This window comes from Paracoccus sp. S1E-3, assembly GCF_013868135.1.
Lineage (GTDB): Bacteria > Pseudomonadota > Alphaproteobacteria > Rhodobacterales > Rhodobacteraceae > Paracoccus.
Window position 1 is genome coordinate 471356 of the sequence record NZ_JACEMU010000004.1, and the last position, 13141, is coordinate 484496.

Annotated in this window: 14 protein-coding genes and 1 pseudogene; 2 read left to right on the forward strand and 13 right to left on the reverse strand. The window is 63.1% G+C overall.

The genetic code is table 11. The annotated features are described in order from the left end of the window. Nucleotides 1-272: 272 nt before the first annotated feature. The 3 genes from H1S04_RS02340 to H1S04_RS02350 form a co-directional block, all read right to left on the reverse strand. On the reverse strand, nucleotides 273-584 hold the full coding sequence (locus tag H1S04_RS02340) for a type II toxin-antitoxin system RelE/ParE family toxin (protein WP_181743955.1): 312 nt from the start codon (nucleotides 582-584) through the stop codon (nucleotides 273-275). Between the two features lie 4 nt (nucleotides 585-588). Beyond that, the gene (locus tag H1S04_RS02345) at nucleotides 589-843 is read right to left on the reverse strand and encodes an addiction module antitoxin (RefSeq protein WP_181743956.1); all 255 of its coding nucleotides are present in this window, start codon (nucleotides 841-843) and stop codon (nucleotides 589-591) included. Nucleotides 844-953: 110 nt separating this feature from the next. Next, complete coding sequence (locus tag H1S04_RS02350; RefSeq protein ID WP_181743957.1) at nucleotides 954-1256, reverse strand: helix-turn-helix transcriptional regulator; 303 nt, start codon at nucleotides 1254-1256, stop codon at nucleotides 954-956. A 103-nt stretch (nucleotides 1257-1359) separates the two neighbouring features. On the opposite strand from H1S04_RS02350, the pseudogene H1S04_RS02355 reads away from it, so the two are divergent. After that, nucleotides 1360-2253, forward strand: a pseudogene (locus H1S04_RS02355) (recombinase family protein); the annotation flags it as partial. A gap of 164 nt (nucleotides 2254-2417) precedes the next feature. Here the strand turns inward: H1S04_RS02355 and H1S04_RS02360 are convergent. From H1S04_RS02360 to H1S04_RS18580, 3 genes are all read right to left on the reverse strand, one after another. Next, nucleotides 2418-2753, reverse strand: coding sequence for a DUF2190 family protein (locus H1S04_RS02360; RefSeq protein WP_036707950.1), 336 nt, complete (start codon nucleotides 2751-2753; stop codon nucleotides 2418-2420). 74 nt (nucleotides 2754-2827) lie between these two features. Further along, nucleotides 2828-3616, reverse strand: a complete 789-nt coding sequence (gene tnpB / locus H1S04_RS02365) for an IS66 family insertion sequence element accessory protein TnpB (RefSeq protein ID WP_081962565.1) — start codon at nucleotides 3614-3616, stop codon at nucleotides 2828-2830. A 35-nt stretch (nucleotides 3617-3651) separates the two neighbouring features. Beyond that, nucleotides 3652-3780, reverse strand: coding sequence for a hypothetical protein (locus tag H1S04_RS18580; protein ID WP_255435433.1), 129 nt, complete (start codon nucleotides 3778-3780; stop codon nucleotides 3652-3654). On the opposite strand from H1S04_RS18580, the gene H1S04_RS02375 reads away from it, so the two are divergent. Next, complete coding sequence (locus tag H1S04_RS02375) at nucleotides 3738-4223, forward strand: IS5 family transposase (protein WP_131023395.1); 486 nt, start codon at nucleotides 3738-3740, stop codon at nucleotides 4221-4223. The genes H1S04_RS18580 and H1S04_RS02375 overlap by 43 nt on opposite strands. A 13-nt stretch (nucleotides 4224-4236) precedes the next feature. Here the strand turns inward: H1S04_RS02375 and gltS are convergent, their stop codons facing one another. The 7 genes from gltS to H1S04_RS02410 all read right to left on the reverse strand — a co-directional run bounded on the left by gltS (nucleotide 4237) and on the right by H1S04_RS02410 (nucleotide 13134). Continuing rightward, complete coding sequence (gltS, locus tag H1S04_RS02380; RefSeq protein ID WP_036707945.1) at nucleotides 4237-5442, reverse strand: sodium/glutamate symporter; 1206 nt, start codon at nucleotides 5440-5442, stop codon at nucleotides 4237-4239. 92 nt (nucleotides 5443-5534) lie between these two features. Beyond that, a complete protein-coding gene (fabI, locus tag H1S04_RS02385; RefSeq protein WP_035745640.1) occupies nucleotides 5535-6299 on the reverse strand; it encodes an enoyl-ACP reductase FabI in 765 nt (254 codons plus the stop codon). Further along, nucleotides 6296-7465, reverse strand: coding sequence for an acetate/propionate family kinase (locus H1S04_RS02390; RefSeq protein WP_035745643.1), 1170 nt, complete (start codon nucleotides 7463-7465; stop codon nucleotides 6296-6298). Before H1S04_RS02390 ends, fabI begins: the two co-directional genes overlap by 4 nt. Then, nucleotides 7462-8856 carry a bifunctional enoyl-CoA hydratase/phosphate acetyltransferase gene (locus H1S04_RS02395; RefSeq protein ID WP_088233858.1) on the reverse strand — a complete coding sequence of 465 codons (1395 nt, stop codon included), beginning with the start codon at nucleotides 8854-8856 and terminating at the stop codon, nucleotides 7462-7464. The genes H1S04_RS02390 and H1S04_RS02395 overlap by 4 nt, the downstream gene beginning before the upstream one ends. 4 nt (nucleotides 8857-8860) lie before the next feature. Then, nucleotides 8861-10618: an alpha/beta hydrolase gene (locus tag H1S04_RS02400; protein WP_181743958.1), complete on the reverse strand. Its 1758-nt coding sequence runs from the start codon at nucleotides 10616-10618 to the stop codon at nucleotides 8861-8863. Between the two features lie 318 nt (nucleotides 10619-10936). Then, on the reverse strand, nucleotides 10937-12016 hold the full coding sequence (locus H1S04_RS02405) for an alpha/beta hydrolase (protein WP_181743959.1): 1080 nt from the start codon (nucleotides 12014-12016) through the stop codon (nucleotides 10937-10939). Between the two features lie 5 nt (nucleotides 12017-12021). After that, a complete protein-coding gene (locus H1S04_RS02410) occupies nucleotides 12022-13134 on the reverse strand; it encodes an ABC transporter permease (protein ID WP_035745648.1) in 1113 nt (370 codons plus the stop codon). Nucleotides 13135-13141 lie beyond the last annotated feature (7 nt).

Sequence of the window (13141 nt, forward strand, 5' to 3'; positions counted from 1 at the left end):
TGCTTGAAGGCTATTCACCAAATCGGCGCAGTCATCAGGTCCAGAGAATTTCGACCCTGAGAGACCGCTTCAAGGCCACCTGGCTGCAAGGGCAGTGCTCAGCCCCTCCCGCATAACCCGCGAAACAACGCAAAAATCCGGCCGCAGACGGATCGGGAGAACGCTTTCGCTGGGGCAAGTGGCGGAGGGCGCGGGCCTGAAGTCCAACCTTCTCCACCAGCGGAAACCGCCGACGGCGCATGCAAGCATCACGGGCGTAAGCGGTTGCCAATTCAGTCGCGAAAATCTTCCTTGAACCTGTCGATCTGATGCATGCGCTCATGCAGGATCGCGACGATACCGATATCGCCGTCGGACAGTCGGCGCCAATAGACGAAGTGATGCTCGTACCGAAAGAAGAACCCTTCGACGCCGAACTCTGCCGGGATAGGCTTTGCGGCGACGCCATGGGCCTCGATCCGTTCGAACGCTTCGAACATGCCGGTTATGTAGCGGTCCGCCTGAACCTCGCCCCATCGGTCGCGCGTATAGCGGTAGATTTCATCGAGGCGGAGTGATGCCGCCTCCTGAACCCGGATCGCCATCTGGTCAGGCCCGGTTGCGAGCGATGACTTCGGCGGCCGTCAGCGGCCTGTAGCTGGTCTCAGGCGCGGCGAAGGCGCGGGTCAGTTCGGCCTTCAGCCGGTCGAAAACCTCCTGCTCGGCCCGCTCCTTGTCTCGCCGGATCAGGTCGCGCACGTATTCGCTGATGTTCTCGTAGGAGCCGTTCTCGCCGACATTGGCCGCGACGAAATCGCTGAGCGCACCGCTCAGACGGACGGTCATGGTCGTGGTGCGGGACATTGACGGCTCCTCATGCTTGGCGTGTATTCAATATAACCAAAAAACACTACACATCAAGTCTGGCGGCGGTGAATCAATTTGGCCCCCGCCGCCGCTGTGGCGGCTTGACCTTACTCGGCATCCGCGTCGTCGTGCCGATCGGCCAGCATCAGGACCATGTGGAACACGATATCCGAGTTCTTGGCCAGTGCGATCAGATGCTCTCCGCTGGGTCCACGCTCGCCCGCGATCCAGTATTTCACGGTCCGCTCGCTGGCGCCCGTCCACCGCATCGCCGTCTTGACTGCCCGATGCGTCAGGCCGAGTTCGTCCCGAAGCGCCGCGGCAATGGCGGTCCGGTAGTCGGCGACATCTGCTTCAAGGTGCACATTTGTGCCCGTTTTCGGCACAAATGTGCCCGTCTTGGTCCGCATCTCTGCGTCCTCCTCCGATAATACTCTGGGAAGGACATGAAAAGCGGCAGTTCGTATTTGCGCCCAACCTGCGGTAGAGGGCCATCAGCTCGAAGCAGCCCACATGATTTCTTGGGAGGCGGGCGTGGCTCGGGGAAAAGCACTATTATCCGAAGTAGAAACCGAGCCGTCCGAGCAGCTGCTGGCTGCGGAGTACGTCCGGATGTCGACCGAGCATCAACAGTATTCAACCCAGAACCAGGCGCAGACCATCCGCGAATACGCCGAACGCCGCGGCATCAGGATTGTCAGAACCTATTCGGATGATGCGAAGAGCGGCCTGATCATCGGCGGCAGGATGGCATTGCAGCAGATGATCGCCGATGTCGAATCCGGCGTGGCCGAGTTCAGCGTGATTCTGGTCTATGACGTCACCCGCTGGGGACGTTTTCAGGACACCGACGAATCTGCCTATTACGAATATCGCTGCCGAAAGGCGGGAATGCAGGTCGCCTATTGCGCCGAGCAATTCGAGAACGATGGTTCTCCGACCTCCACCATCGTCAAAAGCGTCAAGCGGGCAATGGCGGGCGAATACAGCCGTGAGCTTTCAGTGAAGGTCTTCGCGGGCCAATGCCGTCTGATTGAGCTCGGCTATCGTCAGGGCGGCCCGGCGGGCTTCGGGTTGCGTCGCGCCCTTCTCAATGAGCGGGGCGAAGTGAAAACCGAACTGAAGCGCGGTGAGCACAAGAGCCTTCAGACGGATCGCGTTGTGCTGGTTCCCGGACCAGACGATGAGGTCCGGACGGTGCGCTGGATCTACAGCCAGTTTCTGAAGAAGGGCCTGTCGGAAAGCGAAATTGCGGCAGAACTGAATGAACGGGGCATCCTCACCGATCTCGGGCGGGCCTGGACCCGCGCGACCGTCCATCAGATCCTGACCAATGAGAAATACATCGGCAACAACGTCTACAACCGGCGCTCATTCAAGCTGAAGCGCAAGCGGGTCGATCCGCGTGGTCTCGGACCAGAGCCGCGCATCGCCGAAGTCGGTGACCGCATCGGCACGCCGGGCGACGACGCGCACCAGGACGGGCGTGCCGCCGTCGGCGATGTAGACCGCGTCCCGGCCGATGTTCGGATCGGCGAAGAGCGCACCGACGGCGGCAGCGAAGGCGCTCATCAGAAGGCCGCGTTCAGCCGTACCCGGCCGATGGTATCGCTCGCGCCGCTCGCCACCGCCTCGACGGCCACGCCGATGAGGGTGTTGTCGGTGGCAACCGTGGTGCAGCGCTTGTTGGTGTCGTCCCAATAGATCTTGGCGCCGACGGTCCAGGCCTGGGAGCCGACCTTGGTGATGTCGAACACGCCGACGAGCGAGGTCTCGACGGGCTCGCCGAGGGCGGCCGCTCCGGCGGCGATGCCGAAGATGGAGCCGACGAGCAGACCATCGCCGGAGGCGACGGCATAGGGCGCGGTCAGGGTGATGGTGTTGCCGGGCTGGACGAAGTTTTTCATGGACGTGATCCTCGTGGAAAGACGAAGGGCGGCCCGTCAGGACCGCCCGTGTGTCAGGGTTCAGGATGGGTGCGTTACGCGCCCGGGTTCTTGTAGAGACCGCGCCAGTCGATCGCCTTGGCGCCGAAGTCGAGGCGGCACTTGATCTCGACGCCGTCGACGTCGAAGCCGTTGCGCGTCTCGATGTAGGCGCCCTGCTGACCCTCGAGATAGGCGTACTCGATGGTGTCGATCTGGTTCGGGCTGGCCGCGAGATACCAGGCGGTCTCGCTGGCCGCGTCGAGCCGGGGCTCGCTGATCGGCGCCAGTGTGCGGATCGACTGCGGCACCACGCTGGACGTCGCGGCGGGCACGAGGTTCTGCGCGACCAGCTGCTCGGCCTTCAGTTCCAACGAGGCGGGCACGATCAGGAAGGCGGGCCGGACGTTCAGCACCGTCTTCTTGTCGAGGCCCGTCTGCTTGGCCATCGCCGCCCGCGCCGCGCCCACCGCATCGACCGCCAGCGCCGCGCCGGTGCCCGCGAGGTTCTTGTGCGTGGTGTGGAACAGCGCGTTGCCGTCGGCCATGGCCGGGTTCGAGGTAATGATGCCCCAGACCACGTCCGACTCCAGCTGCGCGATGGAATTGCCGTACATTGCCGGGATCCGGGTGAAGGCGTCGAGATCATCGTTGATCAGCGTCTGGCGCATGACCCCGTCGCGCACCTGTGGCCAGACGAACTTGCCGCCCTCGAGCCGCTTGTGAACCAGCACTATCCCGGTCTGATCCCAGATCAAGAGCTTGATCCGATCCGCCCGCTTCGCTCGGAACACAAAGGCGGCTCCGCAGAACGGGTCTCTGGATAGTCCGGACCGGTTGTCCATGGCGCGACTTGCCGGCGGATTTCGGCAAGTGGAACTCAGTGTTCAAGCGGTTCCGGCGATGGGTAAAGGCCGATGCGTTCTACCGCATGTTCCGAGCCCTGGCTGAAGATGCCGATTTTGGATACGCCATGATCGACGGCAGCATCGTCAAGGTTCACCGCCACGGACAGGGCGCAAAAGGGGGACGCAAAGCCAGGCCATCGGGCGCTCTCGCGGAGGGATAACAACCAAGATCATGGCTTTGGCCGATGCGGTCGGCAACCTGACCGACTTTCGGCTGCTGCCGGGACAGGCCCATGATCTGCGCGGCACAGGGGCGCTGATCGATGGCCTGACGTGTGGCCAACTTCTTGCCGACCGGGCGTTCGATGCCGATTGGCTGCGCGAGGCGCTAACCGGTGCAGGGATCGAGCCGGTCATTCCGCCAAAGTCCAACCGCCGCTTCCCCGCCGAATTCGACCGCGAAACCTGCAAGTGGCGGCACCTGATCGAGAACCTCTTCGGCAGGCTCAAGGAATACAGAGGCATCGCCATGCGCTGCTGCAAGACTGATGAAAGTTTCAGCGCCTTCATTGCTCTCGCCGCAACCGTCATCCGACTCCGGTGAACGTCAACACACCCTAGCCGACCAGCGCCGAGATGATCAGCGCGTTGACGATATCGATGAAAAAGCCGCAGACCAGCGGCACGATCACAAAGGCCCGGTGCGCCGCGCCATGTTGCTGCGCCACGGCGGTCATATTGGCGATGGCGGTGGCGGTTGAGCCGAGCGTGATACCGCCAAACCCGGCCGAGATCACCGCCGCCTCATAATCGCGCCCCATCGCGGGGAACACGACCCAAATCGTGAATCCGACCGTCAGCAGGATCTGCATCACAAGGGCGGCGGTAATGAACAGAAGGACGCCGTTCAGCTCCCAGACCTGCAGGCCCATCAGCGCCATGATCAGGAAAAGCCCGAGTGACAGATCCGAGATCAGCGCCAGCGCATCATCGACCCCAGGCCAGATCCGCCGCACTAACCGCCTCGGGGCCAGCGGCAAAAGGTTGCGCAGCACGATCCCCGCGACAAGGCAGCTGACAAAGGCTGGAAGCGTGACGCCGGCCGCCGTGATCGCCTCATGCAGCGCCAGCCCGATCAGCACGGTGACATTCAGCGCCAGGATCGACCAGAGGATGCAGAAGTAATCCATCCGGACCGCGCGCCCCTCATTCGGAACGCCGATGTCCAGATCGCGCTTGTTTTCCGCCTTCAGCCCGCCCCGCCGGATCAGGAGCGCCGCAATCGGCCCGCCGATCACACAGGCCGCGATTAGCCCGACAGTATTGGCCGCGACCCCCAGTTCCAGCGCATTCGTGATCCCCAGCTTTTCGGCGAATATCGGTGCCCAGGCCAGCGTGGTGCCAACGCCGCCGGTCAGCGAAACCGAGCCGACCATCAGCCCGGTCTTCGGCTCCATTCCAAAGAGCCTCGCCAGCCCCATCCCCGCGAAGTTCTGCAAAAGGATGAAGCTGGTCGCAAGGATCAACAGGATCACCAACGGCCTGCCCCCCGCAAGCAGCGTGCGGATATCGGATTTCAGCCCGATACCGGCAAAGAACACCAGCAGCAGGAAATCACGGATCCCCACCTCGAATGAGACCTTCAGATCGAACAGCGCCCAGAGGAGCCCCGTTACCGCGATACAGAGAAAGCCGCCCGCCACCGGCTCGGGGATCGAATAGCGGCGCAGAAGATCAATGTTCAGGGTCAGGATCTTGCCCGCGATCAGCAAGACCACGGCAAGATTGAAGGAATGGAAGGGATGAACCGTAAAGAAGGTCACGCGGCGGCGCCTGTCAGAATGCTGTCAACTGATGTTGATTCCGCTTTGCCCCGGATCCGCCTTCCGGTCAAGGGCGGGGCCCCGCGCCTGCCTCAGGCGGTGGTGTGAAATCCGTTATCGGCATAGACCACCGATCCGCTCATGGGACTTGCGGCCTCGGTTGCCAGAAAGGCCGCCAGCGTACCGATCTCTTCGATGCTTACCAGTTTTCCCGCAGGCGTACGGGCGCGAATCTTATCCATCAGCGCATCGAACCGGTCGATCCCCGAGGCGGCGCGGGTCTTGACCGGACCGGTTGAAAGCGAAAAGGCACGAATCCCTTCGCCCGCCAGATCGGCCGCCGCATAGCGGACCGAAGCCTCCAGCGCGGCCTTTACCGGACCCATGAGGTTGTAATTCTCGACCACCCGATCCGCGCCGTAAAAGCTGACCGTGATCAGCGAACCACCCGCCTGCATCAAAGGCCGCGCCAGCCGCGCCATGCGCAGGAAGGAGTGGCAAGAGATATCCATCGCCGTCGCAAAACCTTCGGCCGAAGCGTTGACAACGCTGGTGTGCAGATCCTCGCGCGGGGCGAAGGCGATGGCATGAAGCAGAAAATCAAGCCGCCCCCATTCAGCGGTAATGCGGTCAAACACGGCTTCCAACTGGCCGGGTTCACGCACATCGCAAGGAAGGAACAGCGGCGCACCCACTTCCTGCGCCACGGGTTCGACCCATGGCCGGGCCTTTTCATTAAGAAAGGTCAGCGCCAGCTCTGCCCCCGCCGCGCGAAAGGCCCTGGCGCAACCGGCGGCGATGCTGGCCTCATTCGCCACGCCAACCACGAGGCCGCGTTTGCCTTTCAGATCAATCATGTCGCTGCCTCTTCGCTGACGGCCTCCTGGGCGATGATGCTTTCCTCATCGGTCGGAATGACAAGAAGCTGCACCCGGCTGGCGGCGGTGCTGATCCTGCGCGACCCTGCTTCATTGGCATCGGGGTCAAGCTCTGCCCCAAGCCAGGCCAGCCGCGCGGCGACACGGGCGCGGATACCGGGCTGATGCTCGCCGATTCCTGCCGTGAAGACCAGCGCATCGATCCCGCCCATGCTGGTCGCCAACCGTGCCACCTCGCCCGCGATGCGCAGGCAAAAGAGGTCGATCGCCTCGGCAGCCTCTGGGCGCGTGCTGGCCATCAGCTCGCGGCTGTCAGCCTCGAAACCCGACACGCCCAGAAGGCCGCTTTCACGATAGAGCATGGTCTCGACCTGTTTCAGGCTTTGCCCCATTTCGCCCATCAGATGCAGGATCACGCCGGGGTCCAGCGCACCCGAACGCGTCGCCATCGGGATGCCGTCCAGCGTCGAAAACCCCATCGAGCTGTCGATGCTCTTGCCGCCCCGGATCGCACAAAGGCTTGCGCCGCTGCCCAGATGTGCGGCGACCACCTTTGCATCGGTGGCCAGATCGCCCAGTTGCCCGGCGATATAGCGGTAGGAGAGACCATGAAAGCCATAGCGCTTGATCCCCTGATCATAAAGCGCGCGCGGCAGGGCAAAGCGGCGGATCAGGGGCGGGTTGGTGGCATGAAACGCCGTGTCGAAAGAGGCTGTCTGTGGCACATCGGGGTAAAGCCCCCGCATCGCCCGGATCAGCGCAAGGCTTTGCGGCTGATGCAGCGGCGCAAGCCGCGCCAGCGCGTCGATCTGCGCGATCACCTGATCGGTGATCCGGGCTGGTCCTGTGAAGACATCGCCGCCATGCACAACCCGATGGCCGATCACCGCAAGGCGCGAAAGATTGAAATGCCCGGCCAGCCAGGCAAAAGCCTGGTTCAGCACGGCTGTCAGATCGCCGGGATCCGCTGTGATCGGGCCTGAAAAGGTCTTGCCCTCGCGCGTCAGGCGCACTTCGAAAGGCTCATCGCGGAAATCGATCACGCCCGACGCCAGCGGGCGCGGCGCGGCGGCCTCCAGTGCGTAAAACCCCAGCTTGATAGTCGAGGATCCGGTGTTGAATGTCAGGATCAGATCGCGGGTCACGCCTTCCCCTCCGCTTTGCGGACCGCGACCAGCTTGGCCAGCGCAGCCGAGGCGATGCGGGCCGATAAAGGATCCGCCCGGCTTGTCAGAACGATTGGCACCCGTGCGCCCAGAACCAGCCCCGCGGCCGTGGCGCCCGCGAAATAGATCAGCTGTTTGGCAAGCATGTTCCCGGCCTCGAGATCCGGCACCAGAAGAATATCGGCCTCGCCCGCCACCTGCGAGACGATGCCCTTCGTCGCCACCGCCTCGGGGCTGATCGCATTGTCGAAGGCCAGCGGCCCGTCAACCAGCGCGCCCGTGATCTGGCCTCGAGCCGCCATCACCGTCAGCGCGGCGGCATCCAGCGTGGCGGGCATCGTCGCGTTCACCGTCTCGACCGCCGCCAGCACCGCGACCTTCGGCTGATCGCGCCCCAGAAGCCGCATCAGATCGACGGCATTCTGGCAGATGTCGCGCTTATGCTCCAATGTCGGTGCGATATTGATCGCGGCATCGGTGACGATCACCGGCTTGCGATAGGCGGGCACATCCATCGCATAGACATGGCTGATCCGGCGTTCGGTGCGCAGGCCGCCGCTTTTCGAAACCACCGCCGCAAGCAGTTCATCGGAATGCAGGCTGCCCTTGACCAGCACCTGGACGTTGCCACAGGCCGCCAGTTCCACCGCCCGCGCCGCCGCTGCATGGCTGTGCTCTGTCTCCTCGATCCGGAAGCCGTCAAGCGAGACCCCGGCCTCGGCGGCCGCCGCGCGAATCTTTGCGCCGGGACCGATCAGGATCGGGTCAAGCAGGCCTTCGTCGCGCACCTCGATCGCGCCAAGGATCGCGGATTTCGAACAGGGATGCACCACCGCCGCCCGCACCGGGGGCAATGCGCGGGCCTCTTCGACAAAGCCCTGCCAGCGCCCCTTCGGCAAGACCACCGCCTCGGGAAGGTCACCCGGCACCCAGGTCACCTGCTCGACCGGGGCCAGCACCAGCGCCTCGCCCGAAAGCACCACCTCGCCCCGCTGATTGCGGGCGGTGGTCGTCAGGCGGACACGGTTCTTGCCCTCGATCAGCTCGGCCACTTCAACTTCGGCGGTGATGGTATCGCCTGGCGAAACCGGCTTGTTAAAGCGGATCTGCTGGTCGAGATAGATCGTCCCCGGCCCCGGCAGGCGGGTGCCCAGCACCGCCGAAATCAGCGCCGCAGTCCACATGCCGTGCACCACGACATGGCCAAACGGCCCATGGGCGGCGAAACCGGCATCCAGATGCGCGGGGTTGGCGTCGCCGGAAACAGCGGCGAACAATTCAATATCCTTGGGACCGACGTGGCGGACAAGACTGGCGCGGTCGCCGATTTTCATCTGGTGAAACAGATAGTTGGTCAGAGTGCCGGTCATCTTGTCACCTCTGGAAAACATATGTGCCGGGCGCATCTGCCAGCGCGTTGCCCATTGCGGGCGGCGCGGCGGGGGCACCCGAACGCGCGGCAAGCCAGGCCTGCCAGGGCGTCCACCACGAACCCTCGGTTGCAGGATTGGCCTCGACCCAGGTCTCGGGCGGCAAAAGCGCGTCGTCATGGGCGCGGGTCGCCAGCCGGTAGCGGCGGCGCGGGTGACCGGGAGGAGAGACGATCCCCGCATTATGCCCGCCCGACGTCAGCGCGAAAGTCACCTCGCAATCGGTGAACTGGTGGATTTTGTAGACCGACTTCCAGGGTGCGACATGATCGCGCTCGGTCCCGACGGCAAAGATCGGCACCCGGATGTTCTGCAACAGAACTGTCTTGCCCCCGGCGGTGAAGCGTCCCGAAGAAAGCTCATTATTCAGATAAAGCCTGCGCAGATATTCGGCATGCATCCGATAGGGCATCCGGGTGCTGTCGGCATTCCAGGCCATGAGATCATTCATCGCCGTCCGCTCGCCCATCATGTAATCGCGCACCATCCGGGACCAGATTAGGTCATTCGAGCGCAAAAGCTGAAACGCCCCCGCCATCTGATCGGCAGAGAGATAGCCGCGGTTCCACATCATGCTTTCAAGAAGATGCAGCTGGCTTGGGTCGATGAACAACGCAAGCTCGCCCGGTTCGGCGAAATCGACCTGCGCGGCAAGCAGCGTCAGCGAGGCGAGACGCGCGTCCCCCTTCCCCGCCATGGCAGCCGCCGCGATCGACAGCAAAGTGCCACCCAGACAATAGCCGGTGGCGTGGATTTTCTGATCGGGCATTAGACGGGTGATCTCATCCAACGCGGCCATCACGCCCAGCCGGCGATAATCCTCCAGCGTCAGATCACGATCCTCTGCACCCGGATTGCGCCAGGAAATGGCGAAAACCGTGTGGCCCTGCGCCACCAGCCAGCGGATCAGTGAATTCTCCGGGCTGAGGTCGAGGATATAGTATTTCATGATCCAGGCCGGAACGATCAGCACCGGCTCGGGGTGCACGGTTTCTGTCGTGGGCGTATACTGGATCAGTTCGATCAGGTGGTTGCGGAAGATTACCTTGCCCAGCGTCACCGCCACATCGCGACCCGGTGTAAAGGCCTCGACACCCTCTGGCGGCTCCTGCCGGATCTGGCGGACGACGTCCTGCAGCCAGTTCTGCCAGCCCTTCACAAGGTTCATGCCTCCGGTAGCCCAGGTCCGTGCCACAACCTCGGGATTGGTAAAAGGGTTGTTCGAAGGCGCACAGACATCAAGGATCTGTTTCGCGGCAAAAGACACCACATCCTCGTGGTGCTTCGTCACGCCCGGAACCTCATGGGTGACGTTATGCAGCCATTGCTGCTGCAGCAGGAAAGCCTGCGACATCCAGCTGAAGGGCGGTTTCGCCCAGGCTTCACCGGCGAAACGGCGGTCGCCCGGCAAGGGCGTGATGACCGGCGCGGCCTGCGGATCCATCGCCGAGGCCATCAGATGCGCCATGAGACGCTGCCATTTGCGGCCCGCCTTGACGCCCAGTTCCATCTGCTTGCCCGGTGCCTGCGCCAGATGAAAGGCCCAGTCGACATAGGCCATCATCAGCGAGCCGGGCGAGACCCCGCCGCTGAGCTGTCCCGAGAGCGCCTCTCGTATGCGGTCAACGGCCTGAAAAGCCTCGATGCCAAGGCTTTCATCGCCGGTTGCACCCGAGCCATCTGATTTGGGAGTAAGGGCCATGTCGCGTCTCCAATTTACCGGCGGAAGTTAGCACAGAACTATCAACGAGTGTTGATCGAAATCAAAGAGTTCAAGATTTTTCTTGAACATAGGCATTGCGCCCAAGGCCCGATGCCGACGACATGTCGTAAAGCGCCGTCAAACCGCCGAAACAGCCGCCCCCGGACTGAACAGGCAAAGCATCGGCGTCCGGCGGCGGACACGGAATCCCCTGTCCCTGCCCTGATCATCATGGACGATTACCGGCAAAACCGCGCGACGTCGAGGCCATGACCCGGCCAATTCCGCTGGCACCAACGCCGGGCCAAGGCCGCGGCCTCAATCCGCCAGCACATCACCGATGCCAGTGAAGACACCACCGACCTGATTGAAGACAAAGGCCCCAGCCAAGCGTACCTCACCGAAAAGGGTGTTTTCAACCACAGCCCCGGCCTCGCCGGAAAGCAGGCCGACATAGCGGCTGTGGGCGGGATCATCGGTCGGAATATCGGCAATATCCACGATCCGTATTCCGGTCGCGACCGCCAGGCGCTGGACCGCCGGATCACGCACATCGACAAGCCCAAGCCGTATCCGACGTGCCGAAAGCCGCGACGACAGTTTCAGCGCCAGATCGTCCGAGGAGACGAGCACCGTGATGGGATGCTTCATCGGCCCAAGGCTGACCATCTGGGCGCGGAAAAGATCGATATCAATATCCGGGGCGGCAAGGATGACCTCGATCCGGTCCAGCACATCGTCCCGCCCGGCAAGACGCAGTTGCACCAGCGTCTCCATCGTCAGCCGCGCGCCCATGCTGTGAGCCAGCACCGGCACCGCGTCGGAAGCGGACCGACCCTTTGTCAAAAGCCGCAGCAGATCGGCAAGCGCCGCGCGGGAAAAGTCAGACGCGTCACGATCAGCCAGATAGGCGCCCGGATAGCCTGCCGAGGGCCATGTAAAAAGGACGGGCTTTTCCTCGATATGCGCATCGACCGAAAGCTGCGCGGTACGGAACAAGGCCTCATGAAAGCGGGTGTTGAAGCCGTGGACATAAAGCCCGACCCCCTCGCGCGAGAGACGCTTTGCAAAGGCGTCACGGCTAAGCGTCTGCCGGCTGCGCATCACGAAATTCCGGTCGGCGCTGCTGCCATTGCGATCCGGCCATTCAATCTTTCCCGGCCGATGGCCAGGCGGCACCGAGACCTCGTATTCCAGCCAGCTTGGCCGGATGGAGCGAGAGTCGCCAAAGGCCCCCGGCAGATTTGCCTCGGGCGCGCGGGTGGTCATGGTCAGCACCCGGACAAGGCGGGCGCCCTCGGGCAGGGCACCGGCATCGGGGGCCAGAACTTCCGGCCCCGGACGCGCAGCGCAGCCTGCAAGCGCAAGCGTCAGGATCAGAAGCAGGCGGCCCAACATATGCCTTACCGCAGGAATTTCTTGAATCGTATCAGTGCCACCCAGAACAGCGCCACCCCGATCGCCGCCAGCGCCGCGAACTGGGGCCAGACCACGTCAAGCCCCGCACCTCGGAACAAGATGCCCTGCGAGAGGATGATGAAATGCGTGTTGGGGGCTGCAAGCATGATGGTCTGGATGATCTCTGGCATGGATTCCCGCGGCGTCATCGCGCCTGACAGCACCTGCAGCGGCAAAAGCGCCATCATCAGCAAAAGCGCGAATTGCGGCATCGACCCGGCGATGGTGGCAAGGAAAATTCCAAGCCCCGTCATGGCGAAAACCATCAGCACCGCGCCCGCAAGAAACAGCACGACCGAGCCCTGCACCGGAACCGCCATCAGCGCCTGCACCACAACACTTAGCGAAAAGATCGACCCCAGCAGCACCACCAGCCCCATCGACCAGATCTTGGAAAACATGATCTCGGTCGTGGTGACGGGCATGACCAGCAGGTGCTCGACCGTGCCATGTTCCTTTTCGCGGATCAGCGCCGCGCCGGTCAGCACCAGCGACAGCATGGTGATCGACCGGATCACGGCGGAAATCGCGCCGAACCACTTCGGATCCAGCGAGGGATTATACCGCGCGCGGAGCGCCAGATCGACCGGCAGCGCGGTCTCGGCCCGGTAGCCCGCCACATATTCCGAAACCTCGGAGGACACGATCTGCTGGATATAGCCGCCGCCGGTGAAGGCCTGGCTCATCCTTGTCGCGTCGATATTCAGCTGGATCGCCGGGTTTTTTCCGGCCAGCACATCGCGCGCGAAATCCGGTGGGATGTTCAGCGCAAAAGTATCCAGCCCCTGATCCATCCGCCGATCCATCTCGGCCGTCGTGGTCATCTGCGGCTCGACAAAATAGGGCGGATAAAAGGCCGAGGTGATGCGGGCGGAGAGATGCGACTGATCCTCATCCACGATCGAGATCGCGGCATTCGTCAGCGCCTCGGGCGAGACGTTCGCAGAGGTCCAGATCGAGAGCGAAAAGGAATAGACGATCAGCACCAGCATCACCGGATCGCGCCAGAGCCCGCGCAATTCCTTGACGCCCAGATTGAAGGTGTTGCGCAGGTTCATCCGCCCC